Origin of the sequence: Peribacillus sp. NPDC097225 (assembly GCF_044761955.1) — a bacterium.
In the GTDB taxonomy this organism is placed as follows: Bacteria; Bacillota; Bacilli; order Bacillales; family DSM-1321; genus Peribacillus.
The window spans coordinates 698,274-718,772 of sequence record NZ_JBIWDJ010000002.1; the positions used below are offsets into that span (position 1 = coordinate 698,274).

The 20,499-nt window shown below is 43.1% G+C and carries 22 protein-coding genes; 1 reads left to right on the plus strand and 21 read right to left on the minus strand.

Annotated elements, in window-relative coordinates:
• Window positions 1-8 precede the first annotated feature (8 nt).
• The 11 genes from rnc to ACIQXH_RS09290 form a co-directional block, all read right to left on the minus strand.
• Window positions 9-752: a ribonuclease III gene (gene rnc, locus ACIQXH_RS09240; RefSeq protein WP_402868266.1), complete on the minus strand. Its 744-nt coding sequence runs from the start codon at window positions 750-752 to the stop codon at window positions 9-11.
• 251 nt (window positions 753-1,003) lie between these two features.
• A complete protein-coding gene (locus tag ACIQXH_RS09245) occupies window positions 1,004-1,237 on the minus strand; it encodes an acyl carrier protein (protein ID WP_053345291.1) in 234 nt (77 codons plus the stop codon).
• A 58-nt stretch (window positions 1,238-1,295) separates the two neighbouring features.
• Window positions 1,296-2,039, minus strand: coding sequence for a 3-oxoacyl-[acyl-carrier-protein] reductase (gene fabG / locus ACIQXH_RS09250; RefSeq protein ID WP_403123208.1), 744 nt, complete (start codon window positions 2,037-2,039; stop codon window positions 1,296-1,298).
• Window positions 2,036-2,983 (minus strand): ACP S-malonyltransferase, encoded by a 948-nt coding sequence (gene fabD, locus ACIQXH_RS09255; protein WP_402868263.1) that lies wholly within the window; start codon window positions 2,981-2,983, stop codon window positions 2,036-2,038. Before fabD ends, fabG begins: the two co-directional genes overlap by 4 nt.
• Before the next feature lie 23 nt (window positions 2,984-3,006).
• Window positions 3,007-3,996: a phosphate acyltransferase PlsX gene (gene plsX / locus ACIQXH_RS09260; RefSeq protein ID WP_402956261.1), complete on the minus strand. Its 990-nt coding sequence runs from the start codon at window positions 3,994-3,996 to the stop codon at window positions 3,007-3,009.
• Window positions 3,997-4,021: 25 nt separating this feature from the next.
• A complete protein-coding gene (fapR, locus tag ACIQXH_RS09265) occupies window positions 4,022-4,579 on the minus strand; it encodes a transcription factor FapR (protein WP_402868260.1) in 558 nt (185 codons plus the stop codon).
• A gap of 125 nt (window positions 4,580-4,704) precedes the next feature.
• Entirely contained in the window at window positions 4,705-6,756 is a 2,052-nt protein-coding gene (gene recG, locus ACIQXH_RS09270; protein ID WP_403123210.1) for an ATP-dependent DNA helicase RecG, read from the minus strand.
• Window positions 6,753-7,637, minus strand: a complete 885-nt coding sequence (sdaAA, locus tag ACIQXH_RS09275) for an L-serine ammonia-lyase, iron-sulfur-dependent, subunit alpha (protein WP_402868257.1) — start codon at window positions 7,635-7,637, stop codon at window positions 6,753-6,755. The genes recG and sdaAA overlap by 4 nt, the downstream gene beginning before the upstream one ends.
• A gap of 42 nt (window positions 7,638-7,679) precedes the next feature.
• Entirely contained in the window at window positions 7,680-8,342 is a 663-nt protein-coding gene (gene sdaAB / locus ACIQXH_RS09280; protein ID WP_402868255.1) for an L-serine ammonia-lyase, iron-sulfur-dependent subunit beta, read from the minus strand.
• A 238-nt stretch (window positions 8,343-8,580) separates the two neighbouring features.
• Window positions 8,581-10,251 (minus strand): DAK2 domain-containing protein, encoded by a 1,671-nt coding sequence (locus tag ACIQXH_RS09285; protein WP_403123213.1) that lies wholly within the window; start codon window positions 10,249-10,251, stop codon window positions 8,581-8,583.
• Between the two features lie 18 nt (window positions 10,252-10,269).
• Entirely contained in the window at window positions 10,270-10,632 is a 363-nt protein-coding gene (locus ACIQXH_RS09290; RefSeq protein ID WP_402868253.1) for an Asp23/Gls24 family envelope stress response protein, read from the minus strand.
• 251 nt (window positions 10,633-10,883) lie between these two features.
• Between ACIQXH_RS09290 and rpmB the strand changes: the two genes are divergently transcribed.
• Window positions 10,884-11,072, plus strand: a complete 189-nt coding sequence (gene rpmB, locus ACIQXH_RS09295) for a 50S ribosomal protein L28 (RefSeq protein WP_402868250.1) — start codon at window positions 10,884-10,886, stop codon at window positions 11,070-11,072.
• 201 nt (window positions 11,073-11,273) lie between these two features.
• Here rpmB and spoVM read toward each other — a convergent pair whose 3' ends face one another.
• The 10 genes from spoVM to def form a co-directional block, all read right to left on the minus strand.
• On the minus strand, window positions 11,274-11,354 hold the full coding sequence (gene spoVM, locus ACIQXH_RS09300) for a stage V sporulation protein SpoVM (RefSeq protein WP_034313769.1): 81 nt from the start codon (window positions 11,352-11,354) through the stop codon (window positions 11,274-11,276).
• Window positions 11,355-11,474: 120 nt separating this feature from the next.
• A complete protein-coding gene (locus tag ACIQXH_RS09305; RefSeq protein WP_402868249.1) occupies window positions 11,475-12,128 on the minus strand; it encodes a thiamine diphosphokinase in 654 nt (217 codons plus the stop codon).
• Between the two features lie 101 nt (window positions 12,129-12,229).
• Entirely contained in the window at window positions 12,230-12,877 is a 648-nt protein-coding gene (gene rpe, locus ACIQXH_RS09310) for a ribulose-phosphate 3-epimerase (protein WP_402868248.1), read from the minus strand.
• Window position 12,878: 1 nt separating this feature from the next.
• Window positions 12,879-13,760: a ribosome small subunit-dependent GTPase A gene (rsgA, locus tag ACIQXH_RS09315; RefSeq protein WP_403123216.1), complete on the minus strand. Its 882-nt coding sequence runs from the start codon at window positions 13,758-13,760 to the stop codon at window positions 12,879-12,881.
• Between the two features lie 25 nt (window positions 13,761-13,785).
• On the minus strand, window positions 13,786-15,804 hold the full coding sequence (pknB, locus tag ACIQXH_RS09320; protein ID WP_403123219.1) for a Stk1 family PASTA domain-containing Ser/Thr kinase: 2,019 nt from the start codon (window positions 15,802-15,804) through the stop codon (window positions 13,786-13,788).
• A 5-nt stretch (window positions 15,805-15,809) separates the two neighbouring features.
• On the minus strand, window positions 15,810-16,559 hold the full coding sequence (locus ACIQXH_RS09325; RefSeq protein ID WP_402868245.1) for a Stp1/IreP family PP2C-type Ser/Thr phosphatase: 750 nt from the start codon (window positions 16,557-16,559) through the stop codon (window positions 15,810-15,812).
• Between the two features lie 4 nt (window positions 16,560-16,563).
• Window positions 16,564-17,658, minus strand: coding sequence for a dual-specificity RNA methyltransferase RlmN (gene rlmN / locus ACIQXH_RS09330; protein WP_402868244.1), 1,095 nt, complete (start codon window positions 17,656-17,658; stop codon window positions 16,564-16,566).
• Entirely contained in the window at window positions 17,658-19,010 is a 1,353-nt protein-coding gene (gene rsmB / locus ACIQXH_RS09335; RefSeq protein WP_403080020.1) for a 16S rRNA (cytosine(967)-C(5))-methyltransferase RsmB, read from the minus strand. The genes rlmN and rsmB overlap by 1 nt, the downstream gene beginning before the upstream one ends.
• On the minus strand, window positions 18,997-19,956 hold the full coding sequence (gene fmt, locus ACIQXH_RS09340; protein WP_403080022.1) for a methionyl-tRNA formyltransferase: 960 nt from the start codon (window positions 19,954-19,956) through the stop codon (window positions 18,997-18,999). The genes rsmB and fmt overlap by 14 nt, the downstream gene beginning before the upstream one ends.
• Window positions 19,953-20,438, minus strand: coding sequence for a peptide deformylase (gene def / locus ACIQXH_RS09345; RefSeq protein WP_402868238.1), 486 nt, complete (start codon window positions 20,436-20,438; stop codon window positions 19,953-19,955). The genes fmt and def overlap by 4 nt, the downstream gene beginning before the upstream one ends.
• Between the last annotated feature and the right edge of the window lie 61 nt (window positions 20,439-20,499).

Here is a 20,499-nt window from a genome sequence, read left to right on the forward strand (position 1 = left end):
TCTACTGTTCAACTATCTTGTTGAGTTTTTTTCTTTAAAACGGCCAATGCGTGTTCGGCGGCATGTTGCTCTGCCTCTTTTTTCGATTTTCCCACACCAGTTCCTAGATCTTCCCCATTCAAAGAAACCGTCGAAACGAACTCTCTATTATGGGCCGGTCCTTTTTCCTGCAGTATTTTGTATTGCAGAACCCCAATTGCATCCCGTTGGATAAGCTCTTGGAGCTGGCTCTTATAATCCATCACATGAGAAAAAGCACCCTCGTCTATCTTCGGAAACACGACATTTTTCAAGAACTGCACAACCGGCTCTAATCCTTGGTCAAGATATAAAGCGCCGATATAGGCTTCAAATACATCTGCAAGCATGGCAGGGCGTTCTCTACCGCCTGTCATTTCTTCCCCTTTACCAAGCAATACATATTCCCCATAAGAGAGGCTGTTGGCAAAGTCGACTAGTGACGGCTCACAGACAATGGCTGCCCTTAATTTCGTAAGCTCTCCTTCACTCATCATCGGGTATTTCTGATACAGATATTTCGAGATTGTCAGTTCAAGTACTGCGTCTCCTAGAAATTCTAGCCTTTCATTATCTTCGTAAGGCTTGCGGCGATGCTCATTCACATAAGATGAATGTGTAAAAGCTTTTTTCAACAAATTTTCATCTTCAAAATGAAAACCCAGATTGTCCTGTAACTCTTTAAATTTATTATCCTTACTTAATGGTTTACGATTATTTACGTTCCTACGCATCACAAAAACCCTCCACTACGGTTCAAAAACATATTTTTCCTACATATAAAAAGAAACCTGGCAGGAATTCCTGTCAAGCTTTCCTATGTACCATCATACAGTATAATCCGCTTAAAGAAAAATAGCCAGCAGCGTTGATGCTTGACACATGGAACTTAATCGGAACTGCACGTATTCGTATTTTCCAGACCCTTACATTACAAGAGAAAGCCCCGTTAAAAAACGGAGCTTTTAATCAAAAGACATTAACATTACATAGTGCTTTTTATGTAATTCACAGCATCACCCACTGTGGCGATTTTTTCAGCGTCATCGTCCGAAATTTCCATATCAAATTCGTCTTCAAACTCCATGACTAGTTCGACTACATCTAGGGAATCGGCACCAAGATCTTCTTTGAATGAAGCTTCAAGCTTTACTTCTGATTCTTCAACGTTCAAGCGATCTACAACGATTTTCGTTACTCTTTCTAATACATCTGCCAATATGTTCACCTCCCCTCAAGACATTATAAATTATATTTCAAAAAAATCAAACCTAAACTTACATCACCATACCGCCATCAATATGAAGGGTTTGACCCGTCATATAGCTGCTTGCCTCTGAAGCGAGAAACGTGGCAACTGATGCAATATCATTTGGGTCACCGAAGCGGGCTAAAGGTATTTGTGACAGCATCGCTTTTTGCACGTCTTCCGTCAGTTCACCAGTCATATCCGTGGAGATGAAACCTGGAGCGATCGCATTGACCGTGATCCCTCTTGATGCAAGCTCCTTGGCAGTGGACTTTGTCAAGCCAATCACGCCTGCCTTGGCTGCAACATAGTTTGCCTGCCCCGCATTCCCCATCACACCGACGATGGAAGCCATATTGATGATTTTGCCGCTACGTTGCTTCATCATTTGTCTTGTGACTGCCTTTGTGCAAAGGAAGACACCTTTTAAATTCGTATCGATTACCGAATCCCATTCTTCTTCCTTCATCCGCATCAATAAATTATCACGGGTAATTCCAGCATTATTGACTAAAATGTCGACCCGGCCAAATTGTTCAATGACCTCTTTAATCATGCCTGTTACTGATTCACTATCTGATACATCGCATTGAACGGCAAATGCTTTTCGCCCAAGTGCCTTGATTTCATCGACCACTTCATTAGCTTTTGTTTCGCTTCCAGCATAATTGACAGCTACGTCCGCTCCCTGCCGTGCGAGTTCCAATGCCACTTCCCTGCCGATACCGCGGGAAGCACCAGTTACTAGTGCCTTCTTACCTTCAAGAATCATGCTAGTTCCCCTTTCAATGCTTCGACCGTTTTATGTAGGGTTTCTGTATTCGATACTGAGTGAATATTGACGGATCGATCGATTTTTTTAATCAATCCTCCCAGCACCTTGCCTGGTCCCACTTCAATGAACGTGTCCACGCCTAATTCAAGCAGCTTTTTGACACTATCTTCCCAAAGAACTGGTGAATACAATTGTTCAATTAATTTATTTTTAATCTCTGATGGTTCTGTGATAGGCTCGCCCGTTACGTTTGAAATCACCGGAATGGGTGCCTGTCGGAAACTCACTTCATCAAGTACCTTTTGAAGTTGTTCAGCCGCAGGTTTCATTAATTCAGAATGAAACGGCCCGCTTACATCAAGAGGGAGAGCACGTTTTGCTCCGCTTTCCTTCGCTTTTGCGCTCGCAAGCTTGACGCCTTCTGCCGTTCCGGAAATGACGATTTGCCCCGGACAGTTAATGTTAGCCAGCTGAACGGATTCACCTGCATCAGTAATATCAGCCGTTACAAGAGCGAGTGCCGTACGGTCCATTCCCAGAATTGCGGCCATCGAGCCTTGGCCATTCGGAACAGCGGCCTCCATGAATTGACCACGTTTTCTAACAGTATAGACAGCATCCTCAAAAGAAATTGCACCTGAGGCTACCAATGCCGTATATTCCCCTAAACTATGTCCTGCAGTGTAATCAGGCTGGATGCCCGCTTCCGCCAAGGCATTGAACAAGGCATAACTTGTAGTCAATAGCGCAGGTTGAGCATTATAGGTTACCGTTAATTCCTGCTGAGTGCCATTGAATATAAGCTCGGATAGCGCAAAATCCAGTTTTTCATCCGCCGTTTGAAAAATTTTCCGTGCTTGCTCATTTACCTCAAATAAGTCTAAACCCATCCCTATTGACTGTGAACCTTGTCCTGGAAAGACAAAAGCAATCTTACCCATCCCAAACTCCCCTATCTCTATATTTATTGGACTTTTTCTATCGTCTTCGCAATGGTCGGAATCACATCATGACTCACCATATCCCGGGTCTGACGGATCGCGTTATAAATCGCATTTGCGTCGGAAGAACCGTGTGCCTTGATGACAGGTGCCTTCAAACCGAATAATCCAGCCCCACCATATTCCGAGTAATCCATTTGATTTTTAATGCCTTTTAGTTCCGGTTTCACTAGTGCTGCGGCAATCTTACTCTTCATATTGCTCATCAACGCGGATTTTAACATATGAAAGACACTCATGGCTGTTCCCTCAAGCGTTTTAAGCACCATATTTCCTGTAAAGCCATCCGTCACAACTACATCTGCCGGACCGTTCAGAAGATCCCTGGCCTCTACATTCCCTATAAAGGAGATGTCCGATGATTGCTGAAGGAGCGTGAAAGCCTGCTTCGTCAGCTCGTTCCCTTTTTTCTCTTCAGTCCCAATATTTAAAAGGCCCACACGCGGTTTTTCAATTCCACGCACCTTTTGGGCATATACGGAACCCATTATGGCAAATTGAAGCAGGTGCTCCGGTTTCGCTTCTGCATTCGCTCCCACATCAAGAAAAACAAAACCTTTACCATCTATTGTCGGCAAGGTTGGGGACAATGCTGGACGTTCGATTCCTTCGATTCTCCCGACAACGAACAAGCCGGCTGCCATCAAAGCACCTGTATTTCCTGAAGATATGCATGCATCCGCTTCTCCATCGGCCACTTGGCGGGCTGCTAATACCATCGATGCATTCTTCTTGCGACGGACCGCACGAACAGGTTCATCGGTACTTAGTATCTTTTCTTCCGTATGTATGATCTTGATCCGTTCATTTTTCGTTAAGAACTGGTTGATTTCGCCTTCGTTCCCTACTAAGGTTATTTCCACATCGGGAAAGGCCTCGACTGCTTTCATGGCTCCTAATACCTGTGCCTTTGGAGCATTGTCTCCACCCATTGCATCTAGCGTTATTTTCATGAACGTTCATCCTTTTCTAAGCAAGTTAAGAGCGATACATTTCGAACTCACCTTTGAATACCATTTCATTTCCTACGTAGCTTCTGACTTCCACTACGGAACGATCTGCTTGATACTCCACCTTTTTAACTTTCGCTTTAGCTACCACTCTTTCATTTTCCTTGACGGAACGAGTAAATAGAATGGATGCTTTTGCCGTTAAGGCCAGTTCATCATTGATGACCGCCACCGCCAATGAATTAGCTTGAGCAAAAAGGTGATGACCCCTTGCGATTCCATTGCGCTTAAAAACATGCTCTTTTTTTATATCTAAAATAGAAATTGCATTTTCATCTAAATTCAAATCTATTACTTCCCCAATGATCTCATCCAATGGCAATGCCCTTATTTCGTCACTGAATTTCTTCTCGGCTACGTTTTTTATACGTTCACGAAGCTCCGGTATTGATAATTCAAGACGATCGAGCCTAATTGTCTGGACGCTCACCGAGTACTTTTCAGCCAGCTCCTCATCCGTTACAAAAGGATTCTGTTTAATCGTTTCGATTAATAATTGCTGGCGTTCCTTCTTGTTTCTTCGCATTTGAAGGTCACCATCCATAGTATTATGACTAGGTACTAATAGTAGTATATATATTTTAAAAACAGATTGCAAGATTTTGTGGAAATTCTCACAATCTGTTTTACTGTTTCATTCAATCAAGACGATCAGTCAAGCTTTTCTCCTGTCAATACGCCTGTACCTTCCAAATGTGCCCGGAGCGACGCGTATTCTGGTGCATGCCAAAAACTATTTGAGGCTATCAATTTCGCAGAATCTTCCCTAGCAACTTCCAGCGTCCGGTAATCATGGACCATGTCCGCCACTTTGAATTCGGGAAGCCCACTTTGTTTTTTACCGAAAAAGTCCCCTGGACCTCGAAGCTCCAAATCCTTCTCTGAAAGGACAAATCCATCATTCGTCTCTGTCATGATCTTCATCCGCTCTTTGCCGACTTCCGTTTTCGGATCGGCAAGCAGGATGCAAAAAGACTGGTTGCTCCCCCTCCCCACTCGGCCACGTAACTGATGCAGCTGGGAAAGACCAAATCGTTCAGCATCATAAATGACCATCACCGTGGCATTGGGTACATTCACCCCAACTTCGACAACTGTGGTGGAAACAAGGATTTGCGCTTCGTTGGAACTGAATTCCTGCATCACTTCATCTTTTTCATCCGCAGGCAAACGCCCATGCATGAGCCCCACCTTATAACGATTCACGAAGTATTGCGTCAGCATGGCATGGACATCGAGAACATTTTGCAAGGAGTCCAGTTTTTCCGATTCCTCGATCAATGGGCAGATGACATATGCTTGTCTGCCTTTTTGAAGTTCCTTTTCTACAAAGGAGAGGATTCTATCGAGCATTTGGTGTTTCGCCCAATACGTTTCGATGGCTTTCCGTCCAGCCGGCATTTCGTCGATTGTGGAAACGTCCATCTCGCCGAACACTGTAATGGCGAGTGTACGGGGAATCGGTGTCGCCGTCATGAAAAGGACATCGGGATTTCCTCCCTTTTCACGCAGGACGCGTCGTTGTTCCACACCAAACCGATGTTGTTCATCCGTTATAACCAAACCGAGGTCCTTGAAGTTCACCTCGTCCTGAATCAGTGCGTGGGTTCCAATCAAAAGATCAAGTTCCCCTAATTCAAGTTTCTCCAATAATTCTCTACGCTTCTTCCCTTTTACCGAGGAGGTCAATAAAGCCACCTTTACTCCGACTGGTTCTAACATGGCGGTCAATGATTGAGTATGCTGCTCAGCCAGAATTTCAGTCGGGACCATTAGCGCTCCTTGGAAACCGGCCGATATGGTCGCATAAAGGCAAATCGCGGCCACTACCGTTTTTCCTGAGCCTACATCTCCTTGTAAAAGCCGGTTCATGCGGTAAGGCGATTCCATGTCAGTCAGGATTTCCTCGACAACCCTGTTCTGGGCAGTCGTTAATGGAAACGGGAGGGTATCAATGAATCCCTTCACCTGCTGCCTATCAAATTCTTGTCCAGTCCCTCTTGACTGTTCGCGCTGTATTTTACGAAGTGCCTGCATTTTCAGCTGAAACAGCAAAAACTCCTCATATACAAAACGACGGCGGGCTTGCTTAACATCAACTGCCGATATAGGAAAGTGCATCATGCGAAGCGCATCTTTACGTGGCATCAACTTATAGGTTGTCAGCAGCTGTGGTGGGAGGTTTTCCTCAATCATATTTCCATATTGGGAAAAACCATTCGTGATATGGCGACGCATACCTTTTACCGTAATGCTCCCCTTGACGGAATACACGGGTTCGAATTCCTTTTCCCGGCTATGATCTCCAACATGGCATTCCGAACCAGTGATGGTTTGGCGATGACGATCCCATTTACCTGTCACTGTCACGGTTTCCCCGATTGTAAGTTTTGATTTCAAATAAGGCTGATTGAAAAATATAACCGTAATTAAATATCTTCCAGTCAACAACTTAATCGTTAGCCTGGACTTCTTCTTCCCAAAATAGCCCAAGGTCGGCACTGTATGAATTTTCCCTTCTACAGTGACGCGTTCCTCATGTTCAACCGTTTCTAAGTCCCTTAACCGGTAGTCTTCATAGCGATAGGGAAGATGCTCTAGAAGATCATTGACGGTATGGATCTCCATTTCCTGCATCGCAGCAGCTGTCTCTCCCCCAATGCCCTTAACTGCCGTAATTGGTTCCTGTAAGCTGTTGCTCACTTGTTACTTAACGGCAAGCCAAAGATCTTCGCTTCCAACTTCCGTCCAGTCGGTGTGGCCGCTAATCCTCCTTGTGCAGTTTCCCTTAAGGCCGATGGCATCGCCTGTCCGATTTTGTACATGGCATCGATTACTTCGTCACACGGAATTCGGCTTGTAATACCTGCTAACGCCATATCAGCTGCCACCATGGCGTTAGCTGCCCCCATCGCATTCCGCTTCACACAAGGCACTTCTACGAGCCCAGCAACAGGATCACAAACCAGACCAAGCATGTTCTTTAATGTAATCGCCATGGCGTGGGCACTTTGAGATGGCGTTCCACCAGCCATTTCAACGATGGCGGCCGCGGCCATCCCTGATGCTGAACCCACTTCCGCCTGGCAACCTCCTGCGGCCCCAGAAATCGAAGCATTATTAGCAACAACGAAACCAAATGCCCCTGCAGTGAAGAGGAATTCAATTTTTTGTTCCCGATTTGGCTTTAATTTATTCTGCAAAGCGAACAAAGTTCCTGGGACAACGCCTGCCGATCCAGCAGTTGGCGTCGCACATATCGTTCCCATCGCTGCATTCACTTCATTTGTTGCCACAGCTTTACTGACCGCATCCAACAAAAGTTCACCCGATAATGAGTTTCCCGTTTTAATATAATTCTGAAGAAGCACGGCGTCCCCACCTGTCAAACCCGAAACGGAACGGACTCCTTGGAGCCCTTTTTCAACGGCCTGTTCCATGACGTCAAGGTTTACACCCATCTGGTGGATGATTTGGTCCCGGGTTTTACCCGACACCTCCATTTCCTGTTCGATCATGAGCGTCGAAATTTTCACTTGCTTTGCTTCTGCCAATTCTACTAGTTCTGCTACATTTCGAAACATGTCCTCTTTCCCTCCTTAATGAAAACGGTTGCCTCAAGTAACTCAGTCGACAATCCTTGCGACCTTGGTGATATGAGGCAATTTCGAAATTTCATCGATGACTTGCTCTTCTATATTCACATCCACTTCGATGGTCATAAGTGCCATCTTTCCCTTTTCTTTTCGTGATACTTCCATCTGTCCTATATTAATTTGATGCTTGGCCAAAACGTTAGAGACATTGGCAATAGCTCCGAAACGGTCATCATGAACGACAAGTATGGCTGGGTTGTGACCCGAAAGCCTTAATTTGAATTCATTCAATTCGATTATTTCGATTTTGCCACCTCCAATCGATATCCCAACGAGCTCCAGTTCATCCGCATCATCACCAACCGTTATCTTCACAGTATTCGGGTGTTCCGGAACGGCCTCTTCTTCTTGGAAGGCAATGTCCATGTTCTTTTGACGGGCTATATCAAGAGATTCTTTGATTCTCTCATCAAAAGTATCAAAATCAAGTAGTCCCCCTACAATGGCCACATCCGTCCCATGACCTTTATGGGTCTTTGCAAAAGACCCATAAAAAGAAATACGGGCCCATTTCGGTTCTTTGTTGAATAGATTCCTTGCCACCCTGCCTATTCTCGCAGCTCCGGCTGTATGTGAGCTCGAAGGTCCAATCATAACGGGACCGATAATATCAAATACACTCCTATATTTCACGTTCTATTCCTCCTTCATTACGCGCTGGACTTTAAGAACCTAAAGAAAAACGCTAGAGGTTATCTTCTGATTGGTCACAGTTCCTGCATGCATGCTGTTTTATAACCTTTAGTCCGCAAAAATAAACTGCATAGCCTAATGACCTATGCAGTTTATTACTTTTTATCGAGACTTCTATATCACATCTATTAAAGGGCAAAAGACGATCAGGTGATCTTACCCAAGTAGATGGTTTAGTTTATTCAATTGAGAAAATGAAAGCATATAACGGTTGTTTACCGTTATGGACTTCAACTTCAACATCTTCAAATGTTTCTTCACAAAATGCGACAAGCTCATCCACTTCTTCTGAAGTTGCATCTTCACCATAAAGAATGGTCAAGATCTCGGAATCTTCGTCAATCATTTTGGATAAAAGATCCTTTGCAGCCTGAGCCTTGTCTTTATTTTTCACTTTGATGGTGCCTTCATCAATACCCATGAAGTCGCCCTTCTCGATTGAAAGACCATCAATGCTTGTATTCCTTACAGCATATGTGATTTGACCTGTTTTAACATGAGAAAGAGCATCGGTCATCACCTTTTGGTTCTCTGTAATATCCAATGAAGGGTTGAAAGCAAGCAATGCTGCCATTCCCTGCGGTACAGTTTTGGCAGGAACGACCATCACGTTATCCCCAAGGACATCAGCAGCTTGATTGGCAGCCATAATAATATTTTTATTATTAGGCAGAATGATTACTTTTTCTGCATGGGCTTCTTCAACTGCTTTCACGATGTCTTCAGTACTAGGATTCATCGTTTGTCCGCCTTCAATGACTGATTTTGCACCGATGCTTTTGAAAAGCTCGCTGATACCGGCACCCATCGCCACAGAAACGACACCATATTTATCCTTGGCTTTCGGTTTTGTTTGAAGTGGCGTTTTAGTTTCGCCGACTATAGCTGTATGCTGTTCACGCATATTATCAACTTTCAACTTAATAAGACTACCGTATGTCTGACCATAATTAAGGCAATTACCAGGTTGTTCAGAGTGAATATGTACTTTAACTATTTCATCATCAGAGATGACTAATAATGAATCTCCAAATTCACTTAAATCATTCCGGAACTTCTCTTCATTGAACGATTGGGCAGCTGGCTTATCCTTTTCCAACCGGACCATGAATTCCGTACAATAACCAAACACGATATCTTCCGTATTAATGTGTCCTTGTACGTTAATGTGATGTTCAGCACTCACCATATCATCCATGCTTGGGCCATTGGCTGAACGAACGGGTAAAGCTTCACCCTTCAATTCTGCTAGGAATCCTTCATAAACGAAAACCAACCCTTGTCCACCGCTATCGACCACACCGACTTCTTTCAATACAGGAAGTAAATCAGGTGTCCTTTTTAAAGATGCATTTGCCTCAGTGACAATATCCTCCATTACCTGGATAAGGTCCTGATGCTTGGCAGCAGATGAAACCGCTTGCTTGGCTGCATCCTTCGCGACTGTTAAAATGGTGCCTTCAACAGGCTTCATAACGGCTTTATAAGCGGTTTTTACACCCGCCTCAAAAGCATGGGCGAATTCTTCACTATTGATGACCGCTTTATTTTCGATAGATTTTGCAAAACCACGGAAAAGCTGTGAAAGGATTACTCCAGAATTACCTCGAGCCCCCATCAAAAGACCTCTTGAAAGAGAAGTACCCACTTTTCCGATATGTTCTTGTACATTATTTTGTACTTCCTTAGCGCCGGAAGTCATAGATAAATTCATATTTGTTCCTGTATCTCCATCTGGAACCGGGAAAACGTTCAATGCATCGACCATTTGGGCGTTGGCTGCTAAATGATTAGCTCCCTGGATGATCATTTCAGCAAAGCGCTTTCCATTTAAACTTGTAATTGACACAAAACTTTCCTCCTATACTTAAGGGTTCGTAACACGAACTCCCTGTACAAAAATGTTTACAGAATCTACAGCTAATCCAACAGTTTTGTCCAGAGTGTATTTTACCTTTGATTGCACATTATGTGCAACTTCCGAGATTTTCGTTCCATAACTAACGATAATATACATATCGATATGAACTTCTTCCTCATCTTGTCGGACTATTACACCCTTAGTAAAGTTTTCTTTTCTTAGTATTTCGGCAATGCCGTCTTTAAATTGTTTTTTGGAAGCCATTCCTATTATTCCGTAGCAATCAATAGCAGCACCACCGGCTACAGTAGCGATTACATCATTAGAGATATCAATTTGTCCATATTTCGTTTGTAATTCGATAGACATTTTCTTTTTCCCTCCCAAAACTAACTCAACTAAAGACATTTTACTATAATGTCTATTGTTTTAAAAGTAAATGTCATACGGTACTTAATATAATTCAATTTTAAAGGGGGTATGTCAAGGTTTTTTTCTTGAAAGTAATTAACTGAAGTATTGCATTCTCACGGTAGGTGTGATAAATTATTAAAGTATTTCACAAAGACTTAAGACAACTTCGTAAACTTAAGCTTGTTGTAGTTAGGAGGGAATTTGACATGGCACGTAAATGTGTAATCACTGGAAGAAAAACCCGTTCTGGTAACAGCCGCTCTCACGCAATGAACGCTAGCAAGCGTACATTCGGCGCTAACCTTCAAAAAGTACGTATTTTAGTTGACGGTAAACCTAAACGTGTATACGTTTCTGCAAGAGCTCTTAAATCGGGCAAAGTAGAACGCGTATAATGTTACGGCATCCTCTAAGGATGCCTTTTTATTTGAAAATGGCTGCCGCTTTTATAATGGGTGATGATTGGACAATCTGATTCTTTCAGAAAGATCATCACCCATTAAAAGCCTGTCCAACCTATCGTTTCTTTTTATTGTCCCCAGCCAAACCAAAAAATAACACCCCCTTTATAGAAGGTGTCACGTAAATATGTTTTATTAGCCTTTTTTAAACGCTCCGAGCATGGCCCTTACCAAACTGCCCAGAACTTTTGGCAATTTAATTGTATAAAATTTCATAATGCCCCTCCTCTTTACATCCCACAAATTTAAGATGAAGTGGAACTTTTCTATTACAACATAAGCTTTTAAGCGGATATAGGATGAAAAGTATATCCGAATCTGCTCTAAGCATGAATTTTAATCTCTGCTTCTTATCACCATTAATATGCCTTCCTCAAATGAAACATTCCCACAATCAGAAATTAGTTCATTGCTGACACAGAGTGTGGAGCCCAATTCAAGCTTTGCATCAACAAGTGGATACTTAAACCCCAAGAGTGTAATGCCGGTGATCTCTTCGGTTACCGGAAGCAGGGAAATATACTTCCTCTCTTCATCCAAGGTCAAGGGGTAGGATCCTGGCGTCTTCACGGTTAAGCTATTCTGACAATCGACTATATACATATCAATATCCTTGTGATAAGGCAGGATGCTATCTTTCTGCAATAATTGGATATTGCCGAGAAAATGGTCCAGCCGCCCTCCAGTTGCACCTAGAATATGTATTTCATTTGGCTCCTGCTCCATTGCCCATTTAAATGCAATTTCCAAATCGGTTTCATCCTTCTCAGGAGGGTAAAGATGAATATTCTCCATCCTTTTTTGAATCTTGGACCATTCCTCTTCGGATACGGAATCGAAATCGCCAAACCCACACTGAGGAACAATGTCATTTTCAAGTAAGGACCAAACACCTCGATCGACCCCAACCCACAAGTCAGTACTCTCTTTATAAGTCGTTAAATCAGGCCACAAATCCTTTGGGCCTCCAGCCATAATGCTTATTTTCATATTCCGCCATCCTATTCTTAAGATTCTTTACATGTCTGATTGTTTTAAAAAAGCCGATCATCATCGTAGTATAGATACGATAATGTCGGCTTTCTCTCTTTTTAATTTCCACGAATTCTCTGAATCGCTGCCTGGCGATCTTCCTGGTTATATATGGCTGACCCGGCGACAAGTACCGTTGCTCCCCGTTCAATACAAACTTTGGCCGTTTCTTCATTTACCCCGCCATCTACTTCAATTTCAAGATTGGGATTGTACAAATCAGCCATCGCCTTCACTTCGGAAATTTTTGGCAGTACAGAAGCGATGAACTTTTGCCCCCCAAATCCTGGATTGACGGTCATCAATAAAACCATATCTATATCTTCGATGATCGGTTGGATCACGGATGCTGGAGTGGCCGGATTGAGGACTACCCCCGCTTTAACACCAAAGGACTTTATCAATTGAATCGTGCGGTGTAGGTGGGTACACGCTTCTACATGGACAGTGATATAGTCGGCCCCTGCTTTGGCAAACGCCTCGATATAGGCATCTGGACGTTCAATCATCAAATGGACGTCTAGAGGGAGTTTCGTCACCGGTCTGATAGCATCGACAATCAATGAACCAATTGTGATGTTAGGCACGAAATGGCCATCCATAACGTCTATATGGATATAGTCGGCTCCGCCCCTCTCTACATCCAAGATTTCTTCTCCCAGCTTTGCGAAATCAGCTGATAATATGGATGGTGCAATTTTAACCATACTAATACCTCGGCTTTCTATCTCTTATTTCCTCTAAAAATTGCATATAATGTTCGTACCTGTATTGTGGGATTACCCCGGTTTCTACCGCTTCTTTCACAGCACACTTCGGTTCCTTGTCATGGAGGCAGGCCCTGAACTTGCAGTCCTCACCAAGCTTATGCATCTCAGGAAAACAATACGATAGACGTTCTGCTTCCATTTCCGTGAATTCAAGTGAACTGAATCCAGGCGTATCCGCGACGAGGCCAGTGCCCATGTGAATCAGTTCCACATGACGTGTGGTATGCTTTCCGCGTCCCAAATGAGATGAAATGTCGTCTGTCTTTAGGGCCAAGCTCGGGTTGATCGCATTCAACAACGAGGATTTCCCCACTCCGGATTGACCGGCAAACACACTGGTTTTCCCTTCTATTAAAGGAATCAGCCGATTGACGCCTCCTGTGGTTATCGAAGAAGTTTCCAGCACTGTATAACCTAACTTCTGATAGTCCTTGATATGCTGAGACAATTTCTCTTTTTTATCTTCCGTTACCAAGTCCATTTTGGTCACGACAATAATGGGCTCGATCTCATTATCTTCAATGAGGACCAGGAATCGATCAAGGAGAGCTGGACTGAACTCGGGTTCGACTGCTGAAAAAACAAGAATGGCCTGATCGACATTCGCTATGGGTGGACGAACCAATTCATTCTTTCGGGGCTTGACCTCCGTTACCGTTCCGTCCGTCTTATTATCTGCCTGATATACAACGTAATCGCCAACAAGGGGCGTTACCTTATTTTTACGAAAAACGCCTCGACCCCGGCATTGGTATACTTCTTCTCCATCTAAAACATAATAAAAGCCGCTTAAGGCTTTAATGATTTTTCCTTCGGGCATAGCCACACTCCTAATTTGATTAAATTCATTCCGGATAAGTGATGGTTTTCTCCTTAATCACCTGTCCGTCACGCATGACTTTATATCCGGCTTTCTTATCTTTGGACACCAAGAATTTGATCTCTTTTTCTTCAGTTTCCAAGAGCGAAAAAGTATCATAGGGCTCTGTCATGCTATTATTGATGTCTTCAATGAAGATTTGAACTTGCTGTGGTTTACCGGGCTCTACAGGGTCATATTCGATCGTGATTTCCTCTGTCACCGTCTTTGGTGGAATCTCTTCTTTCCCTTTTGAAAGGACCACGCTTACCGTACTTCCCTTGTCCACTTTAGTAGATGGTGCAGGTTCCTGCGAAATAACAAGTCCCTCGGCCACTAAGTCCGTATACACCTTTTTTTCGACGGCAATTTTTATTCCACTTTCATTGGAGTAATCATTCAAAGCCGTCTCATTGAAACCAGTTAGGTTCTTTAATGTTAATCGATCGGCACCCTTACTGACCATGAGTTCTAGCTCCGTTTCCGAAGCAATGACTTCAAAGCCTCCTGAAGGATCTTGATCAATGATCGTCCCCGGCTCGCTTTCATCAAATACCTCTGTCACTGCAACGTCCTTGAAGCCCATCTTATTGAGCATACTCTCGATATCATCATACTTTCTTCCTTCATAGCTAGACAATGTAATCGTTTCTTTACCAATGCTTTGATAGATATCTATTTTAGCGCCTTCTTTGACCAGCTTACCTTCTTTAGGGTTGGTCTTGATGACGAGACCTTTTTCGACCTCTTCATCATTAATCTCAATCGTGTCCCCCGTGACAAGTCCTAATTCCACCAAGGTAGAAATGGCATCATCCAGCTCCTCCCCTTTTAAGTCAGGGACGGTCACTTCTTTAGTGCCAAGCATGGATGGAAAAACGGTAATGGATAAAATGGCAACCACCGCTAAAACCAAAAAGATGGTAACTAAAATCGCAGGCCATTTTATGCGCCGATTACTTTTTTGCTTCGATTTCGTTTTTTGTTTTTTCTGTTTCTTTTTAAGCTTAGTCGCTGTAGCTGGCTCATCACTTTGTTCATCTTGTTCAACTACGCTCGCATTTTTTTCCGGTCCTCTTATGATTGTCTCATCTATGCTTGACAGCTGGTCATTCGTGATGATGGGGATGGCTTTTGTTGCATCATGATCTTCCGGAATGACAAAAGGCAATTCATTTAAGCGCTCTGGATCAAGCGAAGTTCGAATGTCATCTTCCATTGAATCGACGCTTTCATAACGATAATATGAATCTTTTGCCGTTGCTTTTAGAATAATATTTTCCACACTTTGCGGTATATCAGGATTCCAACGCTTTGGCGATGGGGTTTCCGACTGGAGATGCTTTAACGCAATGGAAACTGCAGATTCACCTGAAAAAGGGAGCCTGCCAGTTAAAATCTCAAACATCACGATACCCAGAGAGTAGATATCCGATTTCTTATTGGCCATGCCGCCTCTTGCCTGTTCTGGAGACAAGTAATGAACAGAACCTAAAACTGCATTTGTCTGGGTTATATTCGTGGCACTTAGAGCAAGGGCAATTCCAAAATCAGTGATTTTAACGGTTCCTTCTTTATCAATCAGGATATTCTGAGGCTTGATGTCCCTATGGATGATTCCGTTATGGTGGGCATGGGAGATGGCAGCCGTAATTTGCTTCATGATATCTAAGGCTTTTTCAACCGGAATTGGATAGTATTTTTGTATGTATTGCTTTAAAGTAAACCCGTCCACATATTCCATGACGATATAGTAGATATCATTTTCTTCTCCGACATCATAGATACTGACAATATTCGGATGGGCTAGACTCGTTGCTGATTGCGCTTCCCGATTAAAGCGTTTAATGAATTCATCGTCATTATTAAAATCCATCCTCAGGATCTTCAAGGCAACATCACGGTCCAAAATCATATCTCTTGCAAGGTAAACATTCGCCATACCGCCACCACCGACCATCTCGATCAGTTTATAACGGCCGTTGATCCTTCTACCAATCAACATTGAGTTCACCTGCTTTCGCTTTCATCAATAAATTGAACAAGCACAAGGGTGATATTATCTTCTCCACCATAGTTATTGGCCATTTCTATTAACGACTGTGCCTTTTCTTCAAGTGAATGTCCATTGTTAACCATTTCTTCGAGTTCCACTTCACTTACTTTATTCGTTAAGCCATCAGAGCAAAGCAAAAGCATATCCTGCTCTTCGAAAATGACTGTCGTAATGTCCATTTCCACTTGCAGTTCAGTACCCAATGCACGCAACAACACATTTTTCCTTGGATGATGCTCAGCGTCTTCCTTCGTGATCTGACCAGAACGGACCAGCTCATTAACAAGCGAATGGTCTTCCGTGACCTGCTTGAATCCGCTTTCGTTATACAAATAACACCGGCTGTCCCCGATGTTTGCGATGGTTGCAAATTTATCTGTGCATATTGCCGCAACAATGGTTGTACCCATGCCCTTACATTCCAGGTTCGCTTCGGCATGTTCAAAAAGCAATTGATTGACAAGGAGGATCTGTGTTTTCAACCAATTTTCAGCATCATTTGCCGTCTCAATACCACTTGACTCTTCCCATCTTTCCTTCAAAAGGTCAATCGTCATCCCACTCGCTACATCCCCGGCACGGTGGCCGCCCATGCCATCTGCAACGATGGCAAGGCGTACGCCTTCCGGATTACTAAAAACTCCCCCATTATCTTCATTATGTTGGCGGACTTTCCCACGGTCAGTCTTGAATATTGCCCTCATAGGGTCACCTCGTCTCTTCTTTACGCTCCTTAGCCCGAAGCTGGCCACAGGCTGCGTCAATGTCACTGCCTTGTTCTCTTCGAATTGTTACATTAATGCCACGTTTTTTCAATGTTTTTTCAAACTCAAAAATCTTATCCCGAGGTGTACGTACATAGTTGCGTTCCGGTACATAGTTAACCGGAATTAAATTGACATGGCACTTGATGTCTTCTATTAAATCGGCCAGTTCTTCAGCGTGCTCTACTGAGTCATTTTCTCCACCGAATAGACCATATTCAAAGCTGACACGGCGTCCTGTTTTTTCCGTGTAGTATTTGATGGCTTCAATCAAGTCAGGAAGCTTATAAGCCTTATTTATCGGCATCAATTTACTTCTCAACTCAGTGTTCGGCGCGTGAAGTGATACAGCAAAATTGATTTGCATGCTTTCTTCGGCAAATTTATAGATTTTAGGAATGATCCCACTAGTCGAAACGGTGATATGGCGAGCACCGATGTTCAACCCTTTTTCATGGTTGATATTTTTAAGGAAAGACATCATATTATCATAGTTATCGAATGGTTCGCCGATTCCCATGATAACGACCGAGCTAACGCGTTCTTCAACTTCATCAAGTGCTTGTTGGACCTTGACGACCTGGGCAACGATTTCCCCTGATTCAAGATTACGTTTTAAACCACCAAGCGTCGATGCACAGAATGTGCAACCGATTCTACAGCCTACCTGTGTCGTTACACAGATGGAATTCCCATATTCATGGCGCATTAATACGGTTTCAATTGAGTACCCGTCATGCAATTCAAATAAGAACTTCATCGTTCCATCATTGGATGTTTGTTGGATCAATGTCTTTAACGTCGTGAAAGTGAATTGATCTTCCAATTTATCTCGCAATGTCTTAGATAGGTTAGACATATCCTCAAAACTTGAAACGCGTTTTTTATAAAGCCAGTCATAAACTTGGTCCGCACGGAAAGCTTTCTCACCGTTTTCAACCAACCATTCTTTAATTTGATGAAGCTCCAACGAATAAATCGATGGTTTTTCTGGTGTTGTGTCTTTTCTCACTCTTGATGATTTCGTAATCTCTGCCATTACAGCACCTTCTTTCTAAAACTCGCAATAAAGAAACCGTCACTGCTAAAATATTGCGGGAACACTTGCAAGGTATGACCTTCAACAAATGGTTGAACACTTTCGGGCATTCTTTCAGACAATGTTGTATCGCTTTCGAACTCCGGATGTTGTTCCAAGAACGTCGCTGCTACTCTGTCATTTTCTTCTTTGTCCACTGTGCATGTACTATATACTAACTGTCCACCTTGTTTCAGGAGCGGAGCAGCTGCTTCCAATAATTGTTTCTGTATGTTTGAAAGTTTCATTATATCATTATTTGTTTTTGTATACTTCACATCAGGCTTACGACGCATTACTCCTAATCCGGAGCAAGGAGCATCTATCAGGATTCTGTCAAACCCTTCTTTATTGAAGTGTTCCTGAACGTGTCTGCTATCTAAGACCTGCGTTTTAATGTTGTTCCTTAACTTTAGTCGCTCTGCCTGTTCCTTGATGAGCTTAACCTTATGTTCATGAAGGTCAAGAGCATATACTTGTCCCGTCGTCAGACCTTCGGCAATATGCATTGACTTGCCTCCTGGCGCTGCGCAACAGTCCAAAACTGCATCGTTATCATGTGCACCAAGCGCATGGGCGACCAGCATCGAACTTTCGTCCTGAATGGAAAGAAGACCTAATTTATAGCTTTCGGAATGTGCCAGGTTCCCTTTGTAACTGATAATGGATTCCGGCACGAATTCACTGGCTTCCACATCATATCCCTCTTCAGTCAAAATACTGATTAATTCACTGCGGGAAATCTGTTTCAAGTTAACTCGTCCCGTCTGTAATGGAGCCATTAAGTTAATTTCACACATTTCCTTTGTTTTCTCATACCCATATTGCTCAACCCAACGGTTTATCAACCATAATGGATGACTCACTTCAATTGATAGGCGTTCACGGTCGTCCTTGATATCATCAAATGATGCAACACCATTTCTTTGGATATTGCGGAGCACCCCATTGACCATTGACTGCGTTCCTTTATGCCCGCGTTTTTTCGATATCTCGACAGCTTCGAAAATAATCGCATGATCTGGCACTTTATCTAAATAAACCATTTGGTATACGGAAAGCCTAAGAAGGTTAATGACCCAGCTTTGCGTTTTTTTAGGATTTTTTATATATGGCTGTAGATAGTAATCCAATGTCATCTTCCGCTGGATCGTTCCGTAGCTGATTCCTGTTAACAATCCACTATCCACTGCAGACAATTGATGCTTTTTAATCAAATTATTAAGTAACAGGTTGCTATAAGATTGATTTTTCTCTACAGATTCCAAGATGTCGAGAGCAATATCGCGTACTCCCTTTTTAGTTTGTGTCATTAGTTTCTCCTAACTTTATACCTGCTTTAATGAATGAACCCGCACCAATCAAGTAATTCTTCGCTGGCATTTTTTTCTTACCTGATGGTTGTAGTTCGGTGATGAGAATCGCCGTTTCATTTCCAGTCGCCACGACCATTCCTTCATCAAGCACCTCAATGATCGTTCCGGGGCTTGTTTGAGCGTTACCTTTAACTTTCTTTGTCTGCCAGATTTTCAGGACAGACCCGTTTACGAGTGTATAGGCAACAGGCCAAGGATTCAAGCCGCGGACATGATTATAGATGGCCTCTCCCGTTTTCGACCAGTCGATTTTTTCCTCTGATCGTTTAATGTTGGGAGCAAAAGTTGCCTTTTCCTCGTCTTGCTTAATTGGGGATAGCTCAGCATTCAATAACTTCGGCAATGTGTCGGCAAGTAAATCCGCACCGACCTTACTCAACTTATCATGCATCGTACCGACATTATCTAGTTCTTCGATGACCACTTCTGCCTGAGTTAAAATATCTCCGGCATCTAATTTCTCAGCCATATACATGATGGTGATTCCCGTCTTTTCTTTACCTTGTAAGATGGAGTAGTGAATAGGCGCTCCGCCACGTAGTTCAGGTAGTAATGAGGCATGTACATTAATACAGCCAAATTTAGGAGCTTCCAATAACTCATTAGGAAGAATTTGTCCGAAAGCCGCCGTCACCACTAAGTCCGGTTTTAAACGGATGATCTTTTCCAATTCTTCTTTTTCACGGATTTTCTCTGGCTGGTAAACGGGTATCCCTTGTTTGATTGCTTCAACTTTAACCGGTGGTGGAGTCAAGACTCTTTTCCTGCCAACCGGACGATCCGGCTGAGTGACGACAGCAATCACTTCATACCCCTCGTCAATGATTCGCTTAAGCACCGGTACTGAAAAGTCCGGCGTCCCCATAAAAATAATTTTTGTCATTTTTCTTCAAACCTTTCTAACTCTTCCTCTGTAATATATCGGGACACTTTACTTGTAAATAGTACCCCTTGCAAATGATCCATTTCATGCTGGATGGCCCTAGCCAGGAAACCTTCAGCTTCTATTTCGAAAAAATTCCCCTTCCTGTCCTGTGCACGCACTTTGACACGGTATGGACGGGACACTTCCCCATATAGGTCTGGAAAACTTAGACAGCCTTCAACGCCTGTCTGTTCTCCCTCGACTTCCAGCACTTCCGGATTGATCAATTCAATGACACCTGATCCTTCCTCTATCTCTACGACGGCGACTTGTTTTTTCACGCCCACTTGTGGGGCTGCAAGACCCACTCCATCCGCTTCAACCATCGTTTCGTACATATTATTTAACAGCTTTGCCAATTTTTTATCAAAACTTGTTATTTTAGCGCATTTTTGTTGTAAAATTTTTTCAGGAAACATGACAATCGGTAAAATAGTCAAAGCGAAAAGTACCCTCCTAATATAAAAAAACAAAACTTACTATATAAAAACGCAAGCCTGA